General features: G+C 47.2%; 20 protein-coding genes. 10 read left to right on the top strand and 10 right to left on the bottom strand.

Features of this window, described 5'->3' with window-relative positions; all coding sequences use genetic code 11:
- Window positions 1–684: hypothetical protein (locus F8C67_RS13895; protein ID WP_223277572.1), on the top strand; the 684-nt coding region annotated here is incomplete at its 5' end.
- Here the strand turns inward: F8C67_RS13895 and F8C67_RS13890 are convergent.
- Window positions 681–1,160 (bottom strand): hypothetical protein, encoded by a 480-nt coding sequence (locus F8C67_RS13890; RefSeq protein ID WP_151668468.1) that lies wholly within the window; start codon window positions 1,158–1,160, stop codon window positions 681–683. The genes F8C67_RS13895 and F8C67_RS13890 overlap by 4 nt on opposite strands.
- 35 nt (window positions 1,161–1,195) lie before the next feature.
- Here F8C67_RS13890 and F8C67_RS13885 point away from each other — a divergent pair, with 35 nt between their 5' ends.
- The 3 genes from F8C67_RS13885 to F8C67_RS13875 are packed head-to-tail and all read left to right on the top strand — an operon-like array spanning window position 1,196 to window position 3,746.
- On the top strand, window positions 1,196–2,185 hold the full coding sequence (locus tag F8C67_RS13885) for a LuxE/PaaK family acyltransferase (protein WP_317132328.1): 990 nt from the start codon (window positions 1,196–1,198) through the stop codon (window positions 2,183–2,185).
- A gap of 57 nt (window positions 2,186–2,242) precedes the next feature.
- Entirely contained in the window at window positions 2,243–2,998 is a 756-nt protein-coding gene (locus F8C67_RS13880) for a hypothetical protein (protein ID WP_151668467.1), read from the top strand.
- Between the two features lie 52 nt (window positions 2,999–3,050).
- Window positions 3,051–3,746: a hypothetical protein gene (locus F8C67_RS13875; RefSeq protein ID WP_151668466.1), complete on the top strand. Its 696-nt coding sequence runs from the start codon at window positions 3,051–3,053 to the stop codon at window positions 3,744–3,746.
- Window positions 3,747–3,797: 51 nt separating this feature from the next.
- Here the strand turns inward: F8C67_RS13875 and F8C67_RS13870 are convergent, their stop codons facing one another.
- Window positions 3,798–4,814, bottom strand: a complete 1,017-nt coding sequence (locus F8C67_RS13870) for an NAD-dependent epimerase/dehydratase family protein (RefSeq protein WP_170266477.1) — start codon at window positions 4,812–4,814, stop codon at window positions 3,798–3,800.
- Window positions 4,815–4,919: 105 nt separating this feature from the next.
- On the opposite strand from F8C67_RS13870, the gene tyrS reads away from it, so the two are divergent.
- Entirely contained in the window at window positions 4,920–6,200 is a 1,281-nt protein-coding gene (tyrS, locus tag F8C67_RS13865) for a tyrosine--tRNA ligase (RefSeq protein ID WP_151668464.1), read from the top strand.
- Here the strand turns inward: tyrS and F8C67_RS13860 are convergent, their stop codons facing one another.
- Genes F8C67_RS13860 through F8C67_RS13850 form a run of 3 tightly spaced genes read right to left on the bottom strand, consistent with a single transcriptional unit; the run spans window position 6,201 to window position 8,756 of the window.
- Complete coding sequence (locus F8C67_RS13860) at window positions 6,201–6,623, bottom strand: DUF4296 domain-containing protein (RefSeq protein ID WP_151668463.1); 423 nt, start codon at window positions 6,621–6,623, stop codon at window positions 6,201–6,203.
- Between the two features lie 6 nt (window positions 6,624–6,629).
- Window positions 6,630–7,976, bottom strand: a complete 1,347-nt coding sequence (locus tag F8C67_RS13855; protein WP_151668462.1) for a dihydroorotase — start codon at window positions 7,974–7,976, stop codon at window positions 6,630–6,632.
- Window positions 7,977–8,030: 54 nt separating this feature from the next.
- Entirely contained in the window at window positions 8,031–8,756 is a 726-nt protein-coding gene (locus tag F8C67_RS13850; RefSeq protein ID WP_151668461.1) for a polyprenol monophosphomannose synthase, read from the bottom strand.
- A 118-nt stretch (window positions 8,757–8,874) separates the two neighbouring features.
- Here F8C67_RS13850 and polA point away from each other — a divergent pair, with 118 nt between their 5' ends.
- From polA to typA, 4 genes are all read left to right on the top strand, one after another.
- Entirely contained in the window at window positions 8,875–11,676 is a 2,802-nt protein-coding gene (gene polA, locus F8C67_RS13845; protein ID WP_151668460.1) for a DNA polymerase I, read from the top strand.
- 116 nt (window positions 11,677–11,792) lie between these two features.
- The gene (locus F8C67_RS13840; RefSeq protein WP_151668459.1) at window positions 11,793–12,731 is read left to right on the top strand and encodes a T9SS type A sorting domain-containing protein; all 939 of its coding nucleotides are present in this window, start codon (window positions 11,793–11,795) and stop codon (window positions 12,729–12,731) included.
- Window positions 12,732–13,240: 509 nt separating this feature from the next.
- Window positions 13,241–13,795 carry a hypothetical protein gene (locus tag F8C67_RS13835; RefSeq protein ID WP_151668458.1) on the top strand — a complete coding sequence of 185 codons (555 nt, stop codon included), beginning with the start codon at window positions 13,241–13,243 and terminating at the stop codon, window positions 13,793–13,795.
- A gap of 288 nt (window positions 13,796–14,083) precedes the next feature.
- Entirely contained in the window at window positions 14,084–15,874 is a 1,791-nt protein-coding gene (typA, locus tag F8C67_RS13830) for a translational GTPase TypA (RefSeq protein ID WP_151668457.1), read from the top strand.
- A 3-nt stretch (window positions 15,875–15,877) separates the two neighbouring features.
- Here typA and ygiD read toward each other — a convergent pair whose 3' ends face one another.
- A complete protein-coding gene (gene ygiD, locus F8C67_RS13825) occupies window positions 15,878–16,714 on the bottom strand; it encodes a 4,5-DOPA-extradiol-dioxygenase (protein WP_151668456.1) in 837 nt (278 codons plus the stop codon).
- An 898-nt stretch (window positions 16,715–17,612) separates the two neighbouring features.
- On the opposite strand from ygiD, the gene F8C67_RS13820 reads away from it, so the two are divergent.
- Window positions 17,613–18,842 carry a cation:proton antiporter domain-containing protein gene (locus F8C67_RS13820; RefSeq protein WP_151668455.1) on the top strand — a complete coding sequence of 410 codons (1,230 nt, stop codon included), beginning with the start codon at window positions 17,613–17,615 and terminating at the stop codon, window positions 18,840–18,842.
- 1 nt (window position 18,843) lies between these two features.
- Here the strand turns inward: F8C67_RS13820 and F8C67_RS13815 are convergent, their stop codons facing one another.
- From F8C67_RS13815 to F8C67_RS13800, 4 genes are all read right to left on the bottom strand, one after another.
- Complete coding sequence (locus tag F8C67_RS13815) at window positions 18,844–19,110, bottom strand: acylphosphatase (RefSeq protein WP_223277571.1); 267 nt, start codon at window positions 19,108–19,110, stop codon at window positions 18,844–18,846.
- Window positions 19,082–19,909 carry an FRG domain-containing protein gene (locus F8C67_RS13810; RefSeq protein ID WP_151668453.1) on the bottom strand — a complete coding sequence of 276 codons (828 nt, stop codon included), beginning with the start codon at window positions 19,907–19,909 and terminating at the stop codon, window positions 19,082–19,084. Before F8C67_RS13810 ends, F8C67_RS13815 begins: the two co-directional genes overlap by 29 nt.
- Window positions 19,910–19,940: 31 nt before the next feature.
- Window positions 19,941–20,663 (bottom strand): HAD family hydrolase, encoded by a 723-nt coding sequence (locus F8C67_RS13805; protein ID WP_151668452.1) that lies wholly within the window; start codon window positions 20,661–20,663, stop codon window positions 19,941–19,943.
- 281 nt (window positions 20,664–20,944) lie between these two features.
- Window positions 20,945–23,260 (bottom strand): TonB-dependent receptor, encoded by a 2,316-nt coding sequence (locus F8C67_RS13800; protein ID WP_170266476.1) that lies wholly within the window; start codon window positions 23,258–23,260, stop codon window positions 20,945–20,947.
- Window positions 23,261–23,282 lie beyond the last annotated feature (22 nt).

The following is a 23,282-nucleotide window of genomic DNA, read 5'->3' as shown; positions in this document are numbered from 1 at the left end:
TCCAAAAGTCCAATAGTCTATCGGTCTATAAGTCCATTACCCCATCATCCCATTTCACTACCTTACCCCACCAAACCTCTCTCAAACATGAGTATGCTCAAACTATTTGCAATTCTTATCGCTGCGGCTGCCCTAAGTTCTTGTGGTGCAACAACGGGACTCGATTCTTACGACAGAAGTGTGACCTCAGAAGAGTTTTACGCAACCTGTGATGTTACAGTTGTTAGACTTCCCGAAGGAGCCGAAACACCCTCCGGCGGCATAGAGGAAGTAACCTATACCCAGCCCCTTCTTGGTCCAATGGGAGGTATTATAAGTCCCGAAGTGGATTGCTCCGAACTCGAAATAATCTACAGCGTTAGAAAAGATGCTTGTGCCCGAGGAGCGAACGCCGCCGTGATTACATTCGAGCACGATCCAGTACGAAATGGATACTGCTACACATGTGTGGTGAACTATTACAACGTAACTCCTGCCGACGACTGGTTTGTAGCACTAACAAGAGATGCAGAGGCTATGAAAAGGTATAGCTACTACAACATCACGTCTAGAATGGAAGTGAATGAAGATGAAGCAGACCGGAAAGACAGTCGAGAAACTTTGATTGCAGTTGCCATTGGAACTGGCCTTATCATTCTGGCGGGTATAGGCATCTATAATTCCCTGCCTTCTTGGGGACCTTAGAAATCCACAAAAATGTGCTCGCTCTGAATTACGCCTGAGGTGTTGCCGGCATCATCTATCAACTCAAATTCAATGTAAGCTGAGTCAGAGTCAATGCTCGACAAGCCCACCTGATAGGTAATGATGCCTTCCAATACCTTATTCTGTTGCCCAGGGTCAGAGAGGTCCTCCAAAATGCCGTTCCAGTCGTATGCGTAGACATACTCACCAGAATCGTTTCGTTCAAATACGTTCACAAAGAAGTTGAAGTCACCGGTCGGGATCGGCTCTTCTCCAATGTCACCATCACCATCCGTGAAGTAAAGATCAACAGCGGCATGGTCAATCGGGAAATCTGGATCGACATTGGCATCGACCAGTACATAAGAACGGTATTCCAAATAGGGCTCATCAGGAAAAACCTGACCATCCTTGCAGCCCGTTGTTAAAAACAGGCTTGCCGTTACCGCTAATATTCCGATTATCTTTGCTCTCATCGTTTTCAATAACGCATCGACCCCCAAAATCGTTTGTGATCGACATCGCTTCATTCAAAGATACGCTTTTACTCAAGTCGACAGATTTCAACTCTGCCGCACTTGAGCTGTTTCAATATCAAGCTGAACACTGCGCTCCATACAAGCGATTCCTCGAAGGCCTTTCTATTGATGTACGCTCAATTTCATCTTGGGAGGACATCCCTCATCTGCCCATTGAGGCTTTTAAAAATCACGAGGTGAAATCAGGTGATTTTGATGCAGAAGTGACCTACACCAGTAGTGGTACAACAGGTCAGAATACGAGCCGACATTACGTTCGAGAAAAGTCGTGGTACCACCGCGTCTTCGAAGCCGCCTTTCGCGACAAATATGGCGATCCTTCCGAGTTCCAATGGCTATGTTTATTACCGTCTTACCTAGAACGAAAAGGTTCTTCGCTAATCGACATGGCCGATGCCTTTATCCAATCTAGCAAGTTTGATGGTAGCGGTTTCTACCTCAGCAATTTGGACGACCTAAAAACTCAGCTTGAAAAGTCCGTAAAGGATGAAATTCCAACCGTACTCCTTGGCGTCAGCTTCGCGCTGCTTGATCTGGCAGAAGAACACCCGATGTCACTCTCCAACTCCATAGTTATCATGGAAACAGGCGGAATGAAAGGTCGACGCAAGGAGTTAATCAGAGATGAATTACACGCCATTTTGAAAGAGGCTTTTCACGTTGAAATGATTCACTCCGAATACGGCATGACCGAGTTGATGAGTCAGGCTTACAGCTCGGGAAATGGCAGATATACCACCCCTCCGTGGATGCGCATTACGCTTCGCGACCCAGCTGATCCTCTTTCGAAAGTTCGGGATGGAAAAACCGGTGGAATCAATATCATCGACTTGGCAAATGTGGATAGTTGCGCCTTTATTGCCACCCAAGATTTAGGTCGGATTTACCCCGATGCAACATTTGAAGTGCTGGGCCGTTTTGACCAAAGCGATATTCGAGGCTGTAATTTGTTGGTGCTTTAAGCATTTTCTGACCATCAGCTTCCTCGATTTCCGTACATTTCGAATTCAACAAGGTTTATGTACAAGCACACCATCCTTTCATTCATCTTTCTTTTCTCGAGCGCATTAGCTTCCGCTCAATACATGAAGAGAAATGGTGAGTTTTCCGACGCCGTAGAAGGCGATGCTCTTTTCTCACTCGTCGATTCCACTTTCATCTACACCGAAATGGAGGAGCCGCTCTGGTACAAGGGCAGCAAGCGCGTTGTTTTCAATATTGATGATATGAACGCAGATAGCACCCTCAAGCCAGGTGCAAAACTGTTTGACTCCGACCTAAATGAAATCGGTGAAATCATCCGTACTACGGAAGTGAAAGAAGTTTTCGATCTAGGAGGCTTCCGAAGAGGTGATTACCGAACAGGAATCCTTGAAGGATACGTGTCAAGCTTCGAATTCCACGCCGGTTCTCGTCCCGAAAACGCCTTGATGGATGCCATGAACAACACCCGCGGCAATGCCGGCAGACTCATTGTTCCGGTCATCGAGGAGTTCCCTTTCGAAAATGAATCTGTGAACGGATACAACGTATTCGTGCTACGCGATTACGATCAACACAACAGCGAGTACAACGAATATCCTTTTCGAATTTTGATTGTAATGCGCGGCTCGAGCTCACTCATCTGCATCATTACTCAAACCGAAATGATTGAATCTTCTAGCGCCAAAGAAACCTCCGAAGACTTCGGTAGAAACTTCACATGGTTCCAGAGGAAGAATGATAGATTAGCCGAAGACATGGAATCTTTGATGTATAAATTCCTTCCAATTTGATTTTGGCACGGCCATTGTAAACCCCATTGCATCTAACTGTAAAATGCTCATTATGAACTTTAAGCACCTACTAACCCTCGGTCTTGTTGCCTCAGCTTCTGTGGTAGCATCAGCACAATCTGATACGCTCCGCGGAAACCTCACATCATCCGATCTACAAAGAGAAGGCTCAGAATATTACGACGTTCATCAGGTTCAAGTAGATAGCCCACGCATGATTCGCGTATGGCTCAATTCTGAAGAATTCGACGCTTACTTAGTGGTCAAAACTCCATACGGCACCGAAGAGGTGAACGATGATATGGAAGGAAGCGACAGCTACATCGAGATCCTAGCCGACGAGCCAGGAACATACACCGTTTGGGCCTCAGCCTACGAAGGCGGAACTACTGGCGCATACCAATTGATTATCGACGTTGCCGAGGAGGTTAACATCGAACGTACAGAAGGACGCCTAGACCCACGCGATGAGCGTTTGCCAAAAGGCGAGTACGTCGATACGTACACCCGCGAAATTGAGGCCGACGAAGCCTTCACCGTTCGTCTTCGCGCCTACGGTTTCGACGGTTATCTAGTGGTTACTTCTCCATCCGGACAAACCTTCAGAAACGACGATTACGACAGCGATTATACTATCTCAATGCTCACCGGACTTCAGCCTGAAAAAGGCAAGTGGAAAATTCAGGTTACTACCTTGAATATCGACGAAGTTGGTGCGTACGACCTCGAGATAATCACCAAGGATTAAGCATCCTTCAACCTCAAAAAAAATCCCGCCAATTGGTGGGATTTTTTATTTCTACTGCTCGTTCAAGTCTTGCAGATAGAGCTGACAGTTTCGTTTCACCGATTCAGAAATAGGCATGAACTCCATGCCCAATTCTTCGCGTGCTCTTTCGTTGCTAAAGGCGCTCATGTTTCTCGCCGTTCGAGCAGTTTCTTTCGTCACAAGCGGCGCAGAGTTTGTCAGTTTTGACCTCACCCATTCCACACGCCATAGCAACTCCATTACCCACCGTGGGGGCAGAATACTTGGTGCTTTCACATCGTATTCGCTCGTTATCCAGTCGAAGAGCTGTTTGTATTTCACGTTTTCGCCAACTACCAAGAAACGTTTGTTGTATGCTTTCCGCTCTTCAATTCTCAACATAGCTTCCACGACATCAAGCACGTCCACAAAACCAGTCTGGCCTTCCGTATAGAATTTAAAGCCGTGATAAAAGGTGTGGAAGAACTTACTGCTGCCAGAGGTCCAGTTTCCTGGCCCAAGGATAATGGTGGGATTTACCACGCCTACAGTAAGCCCCTCTTCCATTCCGCGCCAAACTTCGAGTTCGGCGGCATACTTGGACTCCGAATAGGTCGAATTCAAAGGAGAATCTTTCCACTCCGTTTTTTCAGTCGTGAACTCACCGTTAGCCGCTCGGCCTAATGCGGCGACAGAGCTAACGTGTATGAAGCTGTTGACCCCTTCGGCGAGTGCGGCATTCACTAACAATCCCGTCATTTTCGGATTGCCTTGTAGCATCAAATCCTTATCGGAAGGCTGAAAACTCACTACGGCAGCACAGTGGTAGACCGTTTCAACATCTTTCATGGCCTCTTGAAGGTCAATTATGTCAAAAAGATCGGCCTGTATCCACTCTATCTTCTCAAATTCGGATTGGGCGTCTTCCATATAATACCCAAAAACCTTGCGTGTATTCTGCAACGAAGATTCAGAACGATAAAGCGCTCGAACCTCCTTTCCGGCTTGGGTAAGTCGGTATAACAAATGCGAGCCAACAAGTCCGGTACCACCAGTCACTAATATCATAGCACGAAAATAATGAATGGGCATACGCGAAAGGGCAAAAGGAACTACGCGTTCTGACCTGAGTACCTTATTTTTGCGCTTCATTGCTAATTTCACTTGGAAGCTATGCCCACCAATTTCATTGAAGAACTTCGTTGGAGAAGAATGTTGCACGATGCCATGCCAGGTACCGAAGAGTTGCTAAACTCTGAAATGGTGCGTGGTTATATCGGCTTCGACCCAACTGCAGATTCACTTGGTGTAGGCAACTTGGTGCAGGTAATGACGCTTACTCACTTCCAGAGATGCGGACATCAACCCGTTGCACTTATCGGTGGAGCCACGGGCATGGTTGGCGATCCCAGCTTCAAGTCGGCAGAGCGTTCGTTGCTCGACCGTGACCAATTGGAACACAACCTCAATTCCCAGAAGAAGCAGTTGGAGAAGTTTTTAGACTTCGAGCGGAAGGACAATCCGGCTGTAATGGTGAACAACTACGACTGGTTCAAGGATTGGAATTTCCTGGACTTCATTCGCGATGTGGGTAAGCACATCACGGTTAACTACATGTTGGCTAAGGACAGTGTGAAGTCGAGAATGGAAACCGGAATTTCATTTACCGAATTCAGCTACCAACTCATTCAAGGCTACGACTTCTTTCACCTTTGGAAGAACGAAGGTTTGAAACTACAGATGGGTGGTTCGGATCAATGGGGAAATATTACAACCGGAACTGAGCTCATTCGCCGCATGGGCGGTGGCGAGGCATTTGCGCTTACCACGCCACTCATCAAGAAAGCAGACGGAACTAAGTTTGGCAAGAGCGAAAGTGGAAACATTTGGCTCGACCCAGAAAAAACTTCGCCATACCAATTTTACCAGTTCTGGCTAAACGCCGCGGATGCTGATGTGAGCAATTACATCCGAATCTTCAGCGTAAAAGGCCAAGAAGAAATTGAAGCTCTTGAAGCTGAGCACGAAAAGGCGCCACACACGCGTATTCTTCAAAACGCGCTTGCCGAAGAAATCACGGAAAGAGTGCATAGCAAAGAGGATCTAGAGAATGCCATTCGAGCTAGTCAAATTTTGTTTGGCCGTGCCACAGAAGAAGAGCTTCGCACACTAGACAACCGCACGCTGCTTCAAGTCTTTGAAGGAGTGCCACAGCACAGTGTATCCAAGAGTGATGTAGAATCCGGAATCAATATTGTCGAGTTCTTGGCTGAGAAAACGAACATCATGCCTTCTAAAGGTGAGGCGAGAAAGATGACACAAGCCAACGGCATCGCCATTAACAAAACGAAGGTGACGCTAGAACATGAGATTTCGGCAAACGACTTGCTCAACGAGCGATACATCCTCGTGCAGCGCGGCAAGAAGAACTACTTCCTCGTAACGGTAGAGTAATTAATTGCCCTGGAGTGAATCCAGCTTTCGATTGGCATCCTCGAGCTTTCCGGCATCGTATTGACGCACCTGCTCCACTACTTGGATATCGCGAAGATTTAGGCTGTCGATTACGACCGAATACATCTCCATCATCTCACGCGGGTAGTGGCTGTAGTAACGAAATGAGGAATCGTACTGCGCTTGAGTGACGTTGTACTTTTCGTAGAAACTCTTGTAATAGGTATCGACAGAAACGGTATCTCCCAATACCCGAACGCCTGAGCGCACGCCCTCAATGAGATGTACATCGAGTAGCATCTGAGTCATCTTCTTCTTGGGAATGAGATTCTCTGGCTTCTCCTTTCGTACACCCGTTTCCACAGGATCGCATGAAATGAAGAAAACTGAAAGTAGAAGAATGACGGCTATTCGAATATTCAATGGTGCTTAGTTGCGTTCGAAATAGAGTCGTTGACCCATCTGAGATTCGTCAAACTGACCGTTCTTGTAAACGAGCTTACCGTTTACAAACGTATGTGATACTCGAGCTTTAAAGGTAGATCCTTCGAAAGGAGACCATCCACATTTAGACAAAACGTTCTCTTCCATAACTGTCCAAGGTCGAGAAGGCTCTACAAGTACGATATCTGCATGGTACCCTTCACGAATGTAACCACGTTCCTGAATGCGGAAGAGTTTCGCAGGATTGTGGCAGAGCTTTTCTACCAACTTCTCCATGGTGATTGTTCCGTCGTTTACAAACTCCATCAATGCCACCAAGGCGTGTTGAACGAGTGGCCCGCCACTTGGAGCTGACGTATATGGGTTCGCTTTTTCCTCCTTCGTATGAGGAGCGTGGTCAGTTGCGATAACGTCGATTTTATCGTTGAGAACAGCCTCCCAAATCTTGAGTCGGTCTGCCTCTGTTTTCACCGCTGGATTCCATTTGATATACGACCCTTTTGAATCGTAGTCCTCATCGTTGAACCAAAGGTGATGCACACAAGCCTCAGAGGTAATGAGTTTCTCCTCGAGCGGAATGGTGTTGTCGAACAACTCCGTTTCAACCCCCGTTGAGATGTGATAAACGTGTAACCTGGAACCGTGCTTCTTGGCGAGGTTCACGGCGGTTGTACTGCTGAGAAGGCAAGCCTCTTCGCTGCGGATGATTGGGTGATACTTCATCGGAATATCATCTCCGTATTCCGCCTTATATTTTTCTAGATTCTTTCTGATTGTCGCCTCATCTTCGCAATGTGTGATGAGTTGATTATCCACTTCAGAAAAAATTCTTTCGAGTGCCTTTAGGTCATCCACCAACATGTTTCCGGTACTGGAACCCATGAAGATTTTCACTCCTGGAATGCGGGTTTTATCAACCTTGAGAAGATCTTCAATATTGTCGTTAGTCGCGCCAATATTAAAGGCATAGTTCGCAAGTGAAACTTCCGAAGCACGGTTAAACTTCTCTTCAACAAGCTCTACCGTGGTGGCCTGAGGGACTGTGTTCGGTTGCTCGATATACGAGGTGATACCTCCGGCAACGGCGGCTCTGGCCTCGGTCTTTATTTCCGACTTATGCGTCAGTCCAGGTTCACGGAAATGCACCTGATCGTCGATTACACCTGGAATGAGATACATCCCGTGTGCGTCGATTACTCTAACGTTACCATTCTTGGGAGATATATGGCGATCAACGTGTGCGATTCGACCATCTTCAATCAACAAATCACCTTCGGTAATGGTGCCTTCGTTGACAATGCGAGCATTCTTTATGAGTGTTGCTTCGGACATGACCTAGCATTTGGTTTTGGGGGACTGCAAAGGTCTGAAAAACTGTCAAATTTTCTAGTAATCTCGCCCGAAGATGCTATCTAACTTCAGTCGAATTACTCCAAAAACAGCCTCTTTCACAATTCCTCTTGACATTTTGGATTGGCCTGCGGTTCGGTCGGTAAAAATCACGGGCACCTCACGAATCACATACCCGTGCTTCCAGGCTTTGAATTTCATTTCAATCTGGAACGCGTAGCCCACAAATCGAATTTGAGAAAGATTTATTTTCTCCAACACCGCTTTTCGGTAGCATTTGAATCCTGCCGTGGTATCGTGAACAGGAATGCCTGTCACAAATCGAACATACTTCGATGCGAAGAAGGAAAGAAGCACTCGGCTCATAGGCCAGTTCACCACATTTACACCGCGAACATACCGTGAGCCGATAGACAAATCAGCTCCTTCTTGACAGGCGGTTTTTAATCGGATGAGATCTTTTGGGTCATGCGAGAAGTCGGCATCCATCTCGAAGATGAACTCATATCCCTTTTGCAATGCCCATCTGAATCCGTGAATGTAGGCGGTTCCCAACCCTTGTTTTCCAGACCGCTCTTCTAAGTGAAGCTGTTCAGGATACTTGTTCTGAATGTTCTTGACGATTTCAGCTGTACCATCTGGAGAGGCGTCATCAACAATCAAAACATGGAAGTTATGTGGCTGACTCAAAACGGCTTCGAGAATGTTTTCAATATTCTCGCGCTCGTTGTACGTAGGTATTATTACTAATGAATCGGACACAGTCGGTTCTTCCAAATTGGTGAGTGGCAAAAATAGCATTTAGGAATCACTGACAAAGCTAAAGTATTGTGAAGGGCGACCTCTGATAATTGGTATCTTGCCAGCAAAGTAGATTCCTATGAGTGACGCAGAGAAAAAGCTGTTTTTATTAGATGCCTATGCCCTGATCTTCCGCGCGTATTTTGCCTTCGCGCGAAATCCTAGGGTAACGAGTAAAGGGATGGACACCTCGGCCATCTATGGATTTACAACAGCACTTCTCGATGTACTCAACAAAGAAAACCCAACGCACATCGCTGTGGTTTTCGATATGAAAGGCCCAACAAAACGTCACGAGATGTACGAGGAGTACAAAGCAAACCGCGACGAAACTCCAGAGGCCATCAAAATAGCAGTTCCCTACATCCAAAAAGTGCTCGACGCATTCCGCATTCCTTATGTGGGTGTCGAAGGATATGAAGCCGATGATGTTATCGGAACGCTTGCTAAACAAGCGGAAAAGGATGGCTACATCACCTACATGATGACTCCGGATAAGGACTTTGGTCAGCTTGTAACAGACAACATCCTAATGTACAAGCCCGCCCGCGGTGGAGGTCAGCCCGAAGTCATGGGTCCAAAAGAAATTTGCGAGAAATGGGACATTGAGAATGTCGACCAGGTTATTGATATCCTTGGTATGATGGGTGACTCGGCTGACAACATCCCGGGACTTCCAGGGGTGGGTGAAAAGACAGCCGTTAAGCTTCTGAAACAGTACGGCACGATGGAAAACGTACTCGAACATGCCGATGAAATCAAGGGGAAACTCGGGGAGAAAATCCGGGATAATGCCGACCTAGGCCGCTTGAGTAAGGAGCTTGCTACGATTTGGATTGACGCTCCCATTCTACTTTCGGAAACGGATGTGACACGTGACCCAATCGACGAAGACAAACTCAAGGAGGTGTTCGAAGAACTCGAGTTTCGGACCTTGGCCAAGCGGATTCTCGATGTAGAAATTCAAAAGAATTCCGGCGCTTCTGTAGTGAAGCAAACCGGAGATCAGATGGACCTCTTTGGAGGAACAGTTGAGGCAGCGGACAGCTCCGATCAAAATTCAGGAGTGAAAACTCTAGAGAATACAGAGCATCATTATCAGAAAATTGATGATGAAATGGGCATACAGATGCTCATGAAGAAACTGGTTAAACAAAAGGCCGTTTGTTTCGATACAGAAACCACATCGCTAAATGCCCTAGAAGCTGAACTCGTAGGGATTGCCTTTAGCTATGATGCCTCTAAAGCATACTACATACCTGTTCCTGCAGACCAAGATGAGGCTCAAAAGATTGTCGACTTGACTCGCCCATTTTTCGAGAACACAGAGGTTGAGAAGATCGCTCAAAACCTCAAGTACGACATGACCGTTCTTCAGAATTATGGTATAGTCATCAGCGGCCCATTGTTCGATACGATGCTTGCGCATTACTTGCTTCAGCCGGACATGCGTCACAATATGGATCTCCTTGCGGAGACCTACCTGAACTATCGTCCCGTTTCCATTGAAACCCTCATTGGCAAAAAGGGAAAATCGCAAGGGAGCATGAGAGATGTGGAGATTGACAAGGTGGTAGAATATGCCGGAGAAGACGCGGATATCACCTATCAACTTTATCAAAAATTCAAGCCGGGAATCGCCGAGGGCGGAGTGGAAAAAGTCTTCTATGATGTAGAAACTCCGTTGGTACCGGTACTCGCCGCCATGGAATTCGAGGGAATCAATGTGGATGTCGACGCCCTGAACGCTTACAGTGTTGAACTTGAGAAAGAGCTCAAGAGCTTAGAAGAGTCCATTATTGAAGATGCTGGAGAACGATTCAACCTCGGATCGCCTCGTCAACTTGGTGAGATCCTCTTTGGAAAGATGCAGTTGATGGAGAAGCCCAAGAAAACCAAGAGTGGACAATACTCCACCTCGGAAGACATCCTTCAGGGACTAACAGATAAGCATCCGATAGTAGGGAAAATACTCGACTGGCGTCAGGTTGGAAAGTTGAAGAGCACGTATGTAGATGCGCTCCCTCAACTCGTGAGTAAACAAACGGGAAGAATCCACACCACCTACAATCAAACTGTGGCGGCTACAGGCCGATTGAGTAGCACCAATCCGAATTTGCAGAACATTCCGATTCGAACAGAAAGAGGAAGGAAGGTAAGAGGGATGTTTATCCCAAGAGATGAAAATCACATCTTGCTAGCTGCGGATTATAGTCAGATTGAGCTTCGCATCATTGCCGCATTGAGTGGTGATGAGGCCATGATTTCCGCTTTCAAAAATGGAGAGGACATTCACGCCGCGACCGCTGCGAAGGTCTTTGATGTGAAATTGGAAGATGTTACTCGCGAACAGCGCAGCCATGCCAAGACAGTCAACTTCGGGATCATCTATGGTGTTTCGGCCTTTGGATTGAGTCAGCAAACCAACCTATCACGAACGGAAGCCAAGGAAGTAATTGAAGCCTACTTCCGCACCTATCCTGGAATTAGAGATTACATCGACAACCAAGTGGCTCTAGCGCAGAAGCAGGGGTACGTTGAAACGATGTTTGGACGAAGACGCTACTTGAAGGACATCAATAGTCGAAATGCTGTAGTGAGAGGTCACGCTGAACGCAATGCCGTAAATGCTCCTATTCAGGGAACCGCGGCAGATGTTATAAAATTGGCGATGATTAAAATTCACAAGCGGATGCAGGACGAAGGCATGAAGAGTAGGATGCTCTTGCAGGTGCATGATGAATTGGTATTTGACGCTGAGAAATCGGAGTTAAACAAACTCAAAGAACTGGTTGCCAAAGAGATGGAAAACGCTGTAGCGTTAGAAGTTCCACTTTTGGTTGAAACGGGAACGGGAGAAAACTGGTTAGAAGCACACTAGCACGCTTGGGGCATTCCCTTATCCAAACTACATCTAGATAAAGTGAGCGTTCGTTTGGCTTGAGCCGTGCGGCTAAAAGTCGTAGATTCGCTCTGAAAATTAAAAACACTCGTAAAATGAAAAAGCTTTACACACTTATGGCCGTAGCCGGTCTTGCGAGCAGCGCTTTTGCTCAGCAAATTACAACGGCTAGGGTTTTTGAAGGCGGACCTGCTCTAAACCTCCAATCGGAAGTAATTACTGACTCCTTGATTTCTGCTCCAAACTGCGCTCAGCCGAACATCGTTACTTTCGGTGCAGTTGCAGGAGGATATTTCTCTGGTACTAACGGTACTGGTGATAAGGAAAAGGGACTCTTCATTTTCCCAACCCAGGGTTACAACATTGAGAATGTTTATGCTTTGATTCCTGTTAAGGAGCATGTGATCAGCGGAGACTTCCAAGCGTATATCTACCCATTTGACACAGCTGCTGGTTCAGTAGGTGCGGCTATTGGAACTTCTAGCCCAGTATCAATCACTTCTATTGACACAGCGAACTTGGGCTTCACTGCATTTAACTTCCCGAATCGTCCATATGTAAGCGGTCCTTTCATCATGACAGTTCAGGTTGACAATGGCGGTGACACAATTGCTATTGCGACAAGTGACGTTCAAGGAGGTTGCGGTAACGGTTCAATGGTAGAGAAGCTTGCTGACGACTCTTGGGCTAACACTCCAACTCGTTGGAATGCGAACGTATGGTTGTGGATGTTTGCTGACGCTGACGGAAGCCTTTCAACAGACAGCCACATTCTTGATCGCGAATCTGCAAAAGCTTTCCCTAACCCAGCTGCCAACGAAATCACTATTACTTACGACGTTAACGCTGCTGCTGACGTAACATTGAACATTATCGATGTAACAGGACGCGTAGTTTACACAGAGGTGTCTAACAACGTTTCTGGACGTCAATTCCAAAACATCAATACTTCTGAGTTCAACAACGGAGTGTACTTCTACACTGTTTCAAGTGAGAACAACGTATTGGAAGGTAAGTTTGTAGTTCGTCACTAAGGACACTACTTCCAAAATACTCAAGAGCCCCTCGAGAAATCGGGGGGCTTTTCTTTTTTGGAGGGTTAGAGGGTTGGAGGGTTAGAGGGTTGGAGGGTTGGAGGGTTGGACTGATGGCTTGACGTACCTACCTGAAGGAGGTATCCCGAGAGGCGAAGCCGATTCGGGAGAGGATTGGACTGTTGGACTCTCTTGGACGGTCGGACTGGAGGGAGGTTTTCCAAGTTGTGGAGCCGAGGCTGGGGGTAGCCCCGGGGTGCGGTTCCCGCAACCCCACTCTCAAGTTCCAACTTTCCTTTCACCTGTTTCGGATCTTAAACGTTTACTTACGTATTCAAACGGATAACAAAATTGGAAGCCTGAGATTCTGAAGTTTCAGTCTGCATTCACGAACTTCAGACCGGGAGGGGCTGAATAGCCCCGTAATTATTGACACTTCAATCAACCCGCTTTCGTTATGGATATGTTTGTAGCCCATTCATAGTTTGCATTCCAAAAAATCGCTCTACATGAAAGCATCTCTCCTTTTCCTATTAACACTGATTTCCGTTTCAGTCATCGGCCAAAATGAGACAGAAACTGACACCTTAGAATCTGGACACGTCACTGCATCCATCCGCGATACCTATGGTGTTAAGGTTGGACTTTCAGGAGGAAAACACCTCTTTGGTGAAGTTGGACTGTACTATGAGCAGATGCATGAATTTGGCGGACTTCCTTTGGCCAATGCTCCTTCATTCAATCTTGGTGCTGAGTTTGGCTACATTGGCAAACCAATACTCGCTCCGAAGATTGGTACGAGAGTACATGCCACAATCCTGCAAATTGGTCTCTCTTTCTTGTGGTACTCCGACCTAAATGGCGGATATGCGCCAACATTTCGACCGGAAATAGGAATTGGTATTTTCCATGAAATTGAACTGGTGTACGCCTACAACTGGGACCTCGTAAACGAAAACATGGGCATGATAAATACCCACATGGTCACTCTCCGGGTAAACCTCGATTTCATGCAAGTCTATACGCACGAACACGACACAGGCGCAGGCTGGCGCGAGCTTTAAGTTTATTCTGTCGTCACCACAAAAAACCTTGAGAGTTCATCGAGGGTTAGCGCGTTGATTCATTGTGTGTGGTTCTCGCAAAATCGCGAAAAATCAATAGTGACAAGTAGGATGCTTCAGCTCATACCTGATCGCGAGCGATTCTGTAAACCTCCGTGTCCTCTGTTTCTCTGTGTGAGACCAATACACCAAGTTTATCCGTCACGCTTTTTCGGAACCAAAAATTTAACCTCCCCCATACACCCACCTCGCTGAGAACCACTACTTTTGCCGGCTCAATACATCGGCATGACGAATATTAGAAACATCGCGATTATCGCACACGTTGACCACGGCAAGACCACATTGGTTGACAAAATCCTTCACTTCTGCGAGCTATTCCGTGAGAATCAGCAGACTGGAGAACTCATCTTGGATAACAACGACCTCGAGCGCGAGCGCGGGATCACCATTCTATCCAAGAACGTGTCGGTTACCTACAAAGACACCAAAATCAACATTATCGATACTCCGGGCCACGCCGACTTTGGTGGTGAAGTTGAGCGCGTTCTCAACATGGCCGACGGCGTTCTTCTTCTCGTTGACGCCTTCGAAGGACCGATGCCTCAAACCAGATTCGTTCTTGGAAAAGCACTCGAACTCGGATTGAAGCCAATCGTGGTTGTAAACAAAGTAGATAAGCCAAACTGTGATCCTGAAGCCGCTCACGAAGCAGTATTCGATCTCATGTTTAACCTCGACGCTACCGAAGAGCAGCTCGACTTCCCTACTGTGTACGGCTCTGCTAAGCACAACTGGATGAGCGACGATTGGAAGAATCAGACGGAGAATATCGCTCCGCTTCTCGATATGGTACTCGAGCATGTTCCTGCCCCTAGGGTAGAAGAAGGAACTCCGCAAATGCTCATTACTTCACTCGATTATAGTAAATACACCGGCCGTATTGCCATCGGTCGCCTTAAGCGCGGTACACTAAAGGAAAACCAACAGGTTACCCTCATCAAGCGCGACGGCACCCCGGTAAAATCGAAGATCAAAGAAGTATTTGTCTTCGATGGAATGGGTCGTGCTAAGGTGAGCGAAGTTCACGCAGGCGACATCTGTGCAATCACAGGTATCGAAGGGTTCGAAATTGGAGATACTATCGCCGATTTTGAAAACCCTGAAGCACTACCAACAATTCGTATTGACGAGCCTACCATGAGTATGCTCTTCACTATTAACGATTCTCCTTTCTTTGGCAAGGAGGGTAAATTCGTTACTTCTCGTCACATCAATGACCGTCTTGAAAAAGAGATGGAAAAGAACCTCGCCCTCAGGGTTGAGGAGACCGAAAAAGCCGATGCATTCCGTGTTTACGGCCGTGGTGTACTTCACCTTTCAGTTCTCATCGAAACAATGCGTCGCGAAGGGTACGAACTTCAAATTGGTCAGCCTCAAGTAATCTTGAAAGAAGTTGATGGTGTAAAATGCGAACCAATTGAGGAATTGGTAGTTGACCTTCCTGAAGATAAAAGCGGCACCGCGGTTGAAATGGTAACCATGCGTAAGGGCGAAATGCTCAACATGGAGCCAAAAGGTGATCGCATGATTGTGACGTTCAACATCCCATCACGTGGTTTGATTGGACTTCGTAATGCACTCCTTACAGCAACAGCAGGTGAGGCTATTATGAACCACCGATTCATCGGGTTCGAAGCTTACAAAGGCGAGATTCCTGGGCGTCAAAATGGTTCACTCATCAGCATGGATAAAGGAACCGCAATTCCATATTCCATCAACCGTTTGCAAGACCGAGGTAAGTTCTTCATCGATCCAGGTGTTGAGATCTACGAAGGTCAGGTTGTAGGAGAAAATAGCCGCGCAGGCGATATGGTTGTGAACATCACCAAAACGAAGCACCTGACGAACATTCGTTCAGCCGGTGCCGACGATAAGATGCGTATCGCTCCAGCCATCAAGTTTAGCTTGGAGGAAGCCCTAGAATACATTCAGGGTGATGAGTACGTTGAGGTGACTCCACAGAACATTCGCTTGCGTAAAATCTTGTTGAAAGAAACAGACCGCAAGCGCGCGTAAGACTCACTTCGTAATAATCGAAGTCATACTGATGCTGCCCATCAGAACCTTGTCGTTAAAGATTTCTAGTTCTTCGGAATCATGCTTGGCGCCAAGTGCATACAGAAGTGGTAAAAAATGATCAGGGGTTGGAATGGAATTGCGCCATGCCAGCCCCTGATTTGTATAATCAAGTAGCGGCGCAAAGTTTCCGTCTAACAACAATGCGTTGATTTGAGCTCTCGCTTCCAAGGCCCAATCGTATCCATTTTCTCGAATCGCTCCCTTGCTCCAATCTAGCTCACCTAGGTTGTGAACGATATTCCCACTCCCCACGATTAGTACACCTTTATCCCTCAAAGACCTCAGCTTGCTAGCAAGTTCAAAATGGTGGTCCGCATCTTTTGTGTAATCTATGCTCAACTGAAACACGGGCACATCCGCGTCTGGATACATGTGGTTGAGTACCGACCAAGTTCCATGATCGAGCCCCCATTGTTCGTCGGCATGGGCATCCGGCGCAAGTAAATCCAACGTTTCTTTTGCCAATTCTGGATGTCCATTAGCGGGATATTCAACGTCATAGAGTTCACGCGGAAAGCCCCCAAAATCGTGTATCGTCTCGGGCTGTTCTACCATTAATACTCTTGTCCCTTGGGTAAACCAGTGGGCCGATACGCACAGAATGGCCTTCGGCGGGTGAGGCAATGCATTGGCTACCGCAGCAAACCCACGAGTAAATTCGTTCTGTTCTATCGCATTCATCGGACTTCCATGTCCTACAAACATGGCAGGCATGCGTTCTGAATTTGCGTAATGATCCGAGAGTTTCTCGAGATCTAGCAGTGTTGATATTCCCATGGGGGAAAGGTAGGGATTGTGGAAGGACCACACTCACCGTTATTGGGGCATGCTGCAGAGACGCACGGGGCGCAGATAGTTTTCTCGCAGAGAATATGAGGGAATTCCGTGGTGGAGAGAGAACGCAGGGATGCGTGATGGGAATTGGGGTGGGTCACGAGATTCGAAAGGTTGAGTTCAAACTCCGCAAATCTGACCCTCTAACCCTCTGACCCTCTGACCCTCTAAAAGTCTAACCCTCTCCCGAATCGGCTGCGCCTCTCGGGATGCCTCCTTCCAGTCGGCACATCAGTCTATTAATCCGACTATCTATAAGTCCAACCATCTAACCCTCCAGCGTTGGGGGCCCCAACCCCACCCCATGTGGCGAAGTTCTATATTCTTAAATTGAGACTTAGGAATTTCACGTGGACAAATCGAGGACAACACAGGACAGATAGTGGACAAAAACTATGTGTGCGAACAGAGGGCAGATTGTCACCTAAATGCCCTCATGAAATTCTGAAGAAATTCCCATTACGTGGTAACTTGAGACCGGGGAGGGGCTAAACGCCCCCTAGAAGAAAAACCTCTCAAGCCTTGTGGCGCTATTCTCAACGCTGACATCAGAATTATGGCCCCTCGTCCCTCCCCTCTTGCATTTCACCTCTAGCCCGAAGTCTCCTTACTGTTACCGCTTACCAGGCGCCTACTGCACATCGCCTAAACTTCACCCTCCAAGGACGCGATAAGAACTATAGCTTACCTGTCAACCAAAATCAGGACGGGTCATGGTCCAACCCTCTAACCCTCTGACCCTCTGACCCTCTAAAAGTCTAACCCTCTCCCGAATCGGCTGCGCCTCTCGGGATGCCTCCTTCCAGTCGACACATTAGTCCAAAATCACTATTTTCCCTCAATGGATTTCAGCACCCCCCAGGATTACCTGATTGCGCTCGCGCTAATCGTCATTCTATCCTACTTCTTCAACATCTTGTCGAAGTTGACAAGAATCCCATCTGTGCTCATGCTCATCGGAACAGGGGTGGGTATAGGATACGGACTTAAAGCGCTGAATCCCGGGGAGTTCGACCTCCTCCCCATCCTCGAAATTCTTGGGACCGTTGGGATTATCATGATTGTTCTGGAGGCTGCGCTAGACCTTGAATTGACCAAGGATAAACGGCATTTGATATACTCCAGCCTCGTGCTTTCGGTCGTCGAATTAGCCTCCACCATCGCTCTGATTTCCGCGCTCATCCACTACTCGATGGACGCGAATTGGCAAGATTCCGTGATTTACGCAATCCCGCTTTCCATTTTGAGCTCCGCTATCGTCATTCCAAGTGTGGGTAGCCTCAGCCACAACAAGAAGGAGTTCATGATTTACCAATCAACCTTCTCCGACATTCTCGGCATTATGGTGTTCTATTTCACCATCGAAGCTTTCGAAGCTGAAACAGCGGGCGATTTGGCACTAACCTTCTCGTGGAGCGTGCTCTTCTCACTCGTGATTTCAGTCATCCTCAGTTACGCGCTGGTGTTTCTTCTTCAAAACATCAAGACTCCCGTTAAACTGTTCTTGCTGATTGCCGTCCTCATTCTTCTATATGCCGTCGGCAAACGTTACCACCTTTCACCACTCCTCATCATCCTCATCTTTGGATTGATTTTGAATAACTCAAAATTGTTCTTTCAAGGTCGACTTGCCAAGTGGTTGAAACACTCCGTAATGGAAGGTTTGCTGAAGGACTTTAGACTGATTACACTCGAATCAAGCTTCGTGATTCGAACGTTTTTCTTTGTGGTTTTTGGTATCACCATCGACCTCCCAAGCCTGATGTCTCCGTTCGTATTCATCTTCTCCACCATCGCCCTATTAGGCATGTATGTGCTCCGCGATCTGTGGATGAATGTCTTCGTCGGGAAGGATATCAAACCCGAGCTTTATATCGCTCCACGCGGCTTGATTACCATTCTCCTTTTCTTCAACATTCCTACCGAACACAAGATTGACAATTTCGAAAATGGCATCCTTCTGTACATCATTATTGCAACTAGCATCGTGATGACCTGGTCGCTCATTTCCTACGAGCCAAAGTCTGGGAAAGTAAAAAAAGAGTCGAAGACGATTCCTGAAGAAGCCTAACCTAGATTCGAATCTCGAAAGCCTCACTCGGTTCTACCGGGACTTCCGTCTTTTCAATTTTGATAACATCGCATGCCGGCGGGCCTTGCCAACACCAATCAACCATCTCCTGGAGTAGCTCTTCTGTGCCCTGAATCTCAGCAAGCACAGATCCGTCAGGCCGATTCATCACCCAACCCACAAGTCCCAACTGACGCGCTTTCTGCTGCGTGCTCTTTCGATAAAACACGCCCTGAACTCTACCGTAAATCGTGATGCGCCATCTCATCATCATCTGGTTCAGGATTCTTAGAACTGTAATGTCTCTTTAGCCACATCGATAAGCCATCCAAGCCAGGAAACAACACTCTTTCTGTAATATTAGCTTGATCGAGCTTATCACGGATTTCCCACTTCAACTCTTTTGGAATGATGATGCGGAAAACATACGAATCGTGATCCTCCAACCACTCATCCATACTAGCTGAGCTCGAGCTCAATAGAGAAAAGAGCGCGAATTGGTTCACGATGCGTTCGTCAAGAGACGGGGGCTCCAAAAAGAGCAAAAACTCCTCCTCTTCTAATCTTTTAAGGCTGTCGAGGTCTTTACACACCGAATCGAGCATCTCAGCCGTAAATGTGTTCGACTGCTCGCGATTGATTACATCTTTGAGTCGGTCAGGCAGGTAGTCATTCAGTTCTACATAGTTCGTTGCCCAAAGTATTCCGTCACGATCATACTTCTGAATATCATTCGTAGCAAAGTGCAATGCTACGTACGGAGAATAGGTCCAGTCTAGCAATCGTGTAGGCAAGCCGTGATGCTGGGCCATGGCGAGAACGTTCCAAACAGAGGATTGTGGTAATGTGGACGGCAACGCATACTTCTGAAAGTTGCGCAGAAGGTGACGTTCAAGATGCTCATACGGTCCGCCTAATCGCGCGAGTGATGTCTTCAGCGTATGGGCTGAATCATTCATTCCGCGGTAGATATAGGAAGAGCGATATCGACCAATTCTCGGGTCGAAGGTGTCTTGAAAAAGTAATTCTTGGAGGTCCTTCCAGCTTTTCGCAACAGTAGTTTTCATGCGAAGGGAAGGTATGAAATGTCAGGCGGTCTTAGGCTCTTATTCCAATCAAACTGCCGAGTGAATTCGTTCGAACTCGAGTTGGAACAACGGCTCTGCGTGCAAGGCGAATGAACTGGCCTTTGTCTGGATATCGAACCAGCTTACGCTTTTCACGTGTTGTGGCAAGCTCTCCAACTTCGATGAATGGAATGTTCAATTCTCGGCATGCAACGTGGTCAATATTCTCATCTCCCACGTAGGTCACCTTGTTGAATCCATCCACTCCGTACCATCTCTGCGAAGAGTTGATAGCCTTGTGAATCAAGTCCTTCTTCTTAGCAATCCCTTCGCCGGTAACAACATGAATTCGTCTCGTGTAGAATCCTGCGCTGCGCAGTGTCAAATGAGCCATGTCGTGCCATGCCGTCGTCGCAATTGCAAAGGCCCATGATTTGGAATCGATAAGGTTTCTCAAGAGATCTGGCGCTCCTTCTAACGACTTGAAGCGCTCTGAGCTGTGCAGGTAGGCTTCCATCAACACTTTGTGATACACTTCGTAGATGGTCTCCCAGTCCTCATCACTCGGTTCCACCCCTTTTACCAATGTCCAAACTTTCTCCACGAACGCTGTCTCCGTTTCGGCCTTCCGAAAGTCCTCGAGCGTGCGCAATGGCACTCCCATGACTCTCGACATGGTGCTCATCAAAACCTTGTGCTCAAAGTCAGACGAATGCACCAGTGTTCCCGATACGTCGAATAGTATTAGGTTCATGCAGTGTTGTTCAGTAGTACGTGTAGATGGTCTCTCTTGCAGTGCGTAATTCCGTTCTGCGTCAACAAGTTAAATGAATATCCTCGTGACGAACAAATGTTTTCAACACTTTTTGTTGAAAATTCGACACCTTGTAAGGATTTCCTTTCAAGCAGGTTTCTCGCGTAGGAAATTACGGATACAAAGATGGGCAGGACATGTTTCCTATTCGTGAATGCAATTTGAAGAGTGCATGAAGAAGAGGGATAGCCGTCTAACGTAGCTCCCTATGCCCTAGGCGATTATATCTTATATCGCAACTGCAAAGCAAAGGAGCGCATCGGCCCAACGAGTGCCGGACGAGGATAGTATTCAAGATTCGTGAGATTGCTCACAACAAAGGAAACGCTCGTCGACTCACTCACGTTCGCCCGAATTCTGGCATCTACAATCCAATCGCCCTGCGCATTGTTTAGTCTCGCCTCCTCAACTCCAGGAATCAGTTGACTGAATAATGGATCCAAGAAAATTCCATCAATGTTCTGCATAAAGTCATTATACCGAACACTAAAGCCGACCATCCACCAACTCTGTTCATATTGAGCGTCAAACTTTCCTAGCCACTGGTAACGATACTTCAATATGCCTGACTCGGGGTTTGAAGAGGTCGATGTATAGCTGAGTTCTTGATCTGGCGACGATGGAAATAGTCCAGGATGTGTAGCGTACACAAAATCTGGGTCGAGGGGACGTGGTTCCATCCATGTTACGCCGCCCACGGTGGTTAACTTACCAGATTCACCAACACCAATTTCAAATGCTGCACTCAACTCTATCCCCGGAACTTCCGTGCTTCCAATATTGATACTTCTGAACCCGAAGTCTTGAATCGGATCCGCACTTCCCTCTCCCCACTTTCCAAAGGAGAATTCCATCATGTTGTCATACCTCATCCAAAATGCCGCCAAGTCAACGTACCCCTTAACCGCACCAAGTGCAAAAAGCTGTCGCATTCCCACCTCTGCACTCCAACCACTTTCGGGATTCAATCCCTGATTTGGAAACACTTGCAGCGCTCCAACATTTGTTCTCGTGTACACTTCAGCCATCGTAGGAAAACGGAATCCCTCTCCATAGCTGGCTCTAAAGCGGGTCGATTTTGTACCACCATTAGCCCCAAAACGCAATACTGGCCTCGACCAACGCGTGTTGTCTAACTGGGTCGATTCATAGCGAATTCCACCGGTCAAGGTGACCCACTTGAAGTCATAGTCGGCCTGCAAGAACGCCGCTTGACCATTCAAGGTGTGTAGGCCTTCAAAAACTTCTGAGTTACTGCGACCGAATTGACCATTCAATCCTGCCGAAATACTCAAAGCATCGAATGAAAACTGATAGAGGTACTCCAAAAAGCCCATGCGACTCGCATTGTAATAGCTCGTTGTTTCAGATTCGGCATTGTTGTTTATGACCATGAATCGGCCGCGAATCGTATGGCTTTCATTCGCGTTTGCATAGCGCACTTCTGGATCTACAATAAAATCAAAGCCCGTAGTTCGCGTGGCTTGAGAATCTAGCGGAATGTACGCTTCATCGTATCCGTTCCACAGCAAGGCATCTCCGTTGCTCGACCAAAGTCCCATGGATGTCAAACTATAGCTCCATTCCGGATTATCTGGATCAAAATATGTGAACTTGCCCAGTAATCTTCCCCGATGATCGGGCACGTCATATTGGTAGCCTCCATTGTGCTCGGCTTGACCTGCGATTACCCAGCCGTATTCCTTATCGTCGCCAGTTCGCATGGTATGGTTGAACTGAGTGCCCGTCCAACCCCGAATCCCATTCCACCACTTCAATTCTGATCTGCGAGGCGAATCGTAAAAGCCCTGATACATTCGGATGTCCGTGTGTGGCTCTCTCGTCGGATCCAAAGTGCTTACATTGATAATCCCGTTCATAGCGCTGGTACCGTATAAAGAAGATGCTGCACCTTTCAATACTTCCATTGACTGAACCGCTTCGGTGGGCAGAAGGCTCCATTGAGCCTGACCTGCATCCGGGCTTATCAAGGGCATCTCATCCAGTAGAACAAGGACACGAGACCCGGCGCCGTAGCTCCATCCAGAACCGCTTCGAATGTTTACCGATCCATCAGATACGTGAACACCAGAGGCTTGTTTTACGGTTTCTTCAATATCGGATTGAACGCGCTCTGTGATGAGATAAGGCTTAACGACATCAATACTTATGGGTGCCAGATCTGGTGATTGACGTGCCCTTGTTCCAATGACAACAACATCACCAAGCACTCCACTTTTTTGCATTGTGATGCCCGTAGCTAGACCGAAAGGGATTCTTTCAAAATAAAATTCAGTAGTCGTGTAGCCAGAGGCTTCCAGCCGCACCAGTACGGGTCCTCCACTATTGAAGACAAAGCTAATCGCCCCTTCATCATCCGTAGCACCCGCGAGACTATCGTTTAGGTAGACTGAGGTAGCCGGAATTGGGAGTCCTGCTTCATCTCGTACTTCGAGTCTCCATCCAGAACCATATTCACCCTGACCAATCGCGAGAAACGAGGTGAGAATCGACAGAAAGAATAGTACTTTTCTCATAGCTTTGAATCGATTATCCAAA

The organism is Phaeocystidibacter luteus, assembly GCF_008933115.1.
In the GTDB taxonomy this organism is placed as follows: Bacteria; Bacteroidota; Bacteroidia; order Flavobacteriales; family Schleiferiaceae; genus Phaeocystidibacter; species Phaeocystidibacter luteus.
The sequence above is the reverse complement of the archived record's forward strand: the minus strand, read 5'-3'. Positions and strand labels throughout refer to the sequence as shown.

Bases quoted from the DNA above. Each gene is read 5' to 3' on its own strand.
- F8C67_RS13890 (WP_151668468.1), bottom strand. From the start codon at position 1,160: ATGAGAGCAAAGATAATCGGAATATTAGCGGTAACGGCAAGCCTGTTT.
- F8C67_RS13880 (WP_151668467.1), top strand. From the start codon at position 2,243: ATGTACAAGCACACCATCCTTTCATTCATCTTTCTTTTCTCGAGCGCA.
- F8C67_RS13875 (WP_151668466.1), top strand. From the start codon at position 3,051: ATGAACTTTAAGCACCTACTAACCCTCGGTCTTGTTGCCTCAGCTTCT.
- F8C67_RS13870 (WP_170266477.1), bottom strand. From the start codon at position 4,814: ATGATATTAGTGACTGGTGGTACCGGACTTGTTGGCTCGCATTTGTTA.
- tyrS (WP_151668464.1), top strand. From the start codon at position 4,920: ATGCCCACCAATTTCATTGAAGAACTTCGTTGGAGAAGAATGTTGCAC.
- F8C67_RS13855 (WP_151668462.1), bottom strand. From the start codon at position 7,976: ATGTCCGAAGCAACACTCATAAAGAATGCTCGCATTGTCAACGAAGGC.
- polA (WP_151668460.1), top strand. From the start codon at position 8,875: ATGAGTGACGCAGAGAAAAAGCTGTTTTTATTAGATGCCTATGCCCTG.
- F8C67_RS13840 (WP_151668459.1), top strand. From the start codon at position 11,793: ATGAAAAAGCTTTACACACTTATGGCCGTAGCCGGTCTTGCGAGCAGC.
- F8C67_RS13835 (WP_151668458.1), top strand. From the start codon at position 13,241: ATGAAAGCATCTCTCCTTTTCCTATTAACACTGATTTCCGTTTCAGTC.
- typA (WP_151668457.1), top strand. From the start codon at position 14,084: ATGACGAATATTAGAAACATCGCGATTATCGCACACGTTGACCACGGC.
- ygiD (WP_151668456.1), bottom strand. From the start codon at position 16,714: ATGGGAATATCAACACTGCTAGATCTCGAGAAACTCTCGGATCATTAC.
- F8C67_RS13820 (WP_151668455.1), top strand. From the start codon at position 17,613: ATGGATTTCAGCACCCCCCAGGATTACCTGATTGCGCTCGCGCTAATC.
- F8C67_RS13815 (WP_223277571.1), bottom strand. From the start codon at position 19,110: ATGAGATGGCGCATCACGATTTACGGTAGAGTTCAGGGCGTGTTTTAT.
- F8C67_RS13810 (WP_151668453.1), bottom strand. From the start codon at position 19,909: ATGAAAACTACTGTTGCGAAAAGCTGGAAGGACCTCCAAGAATTACTT.
- F8C67_RS13805 (WP_151668452.1), bottom strand. From the start codon at position 20,663: ATGAACCTAATACTATTCGACGTATCGGGAACACTGGTGCATTCGTCT.
- F8C67_RS13800 (WP_170266476.1), bottom strand. From the start codon at position 23,260: ATGAGAAAAGTACTATTCTTTCTGTCGATTCTCACCTCGTTTCTCGCG.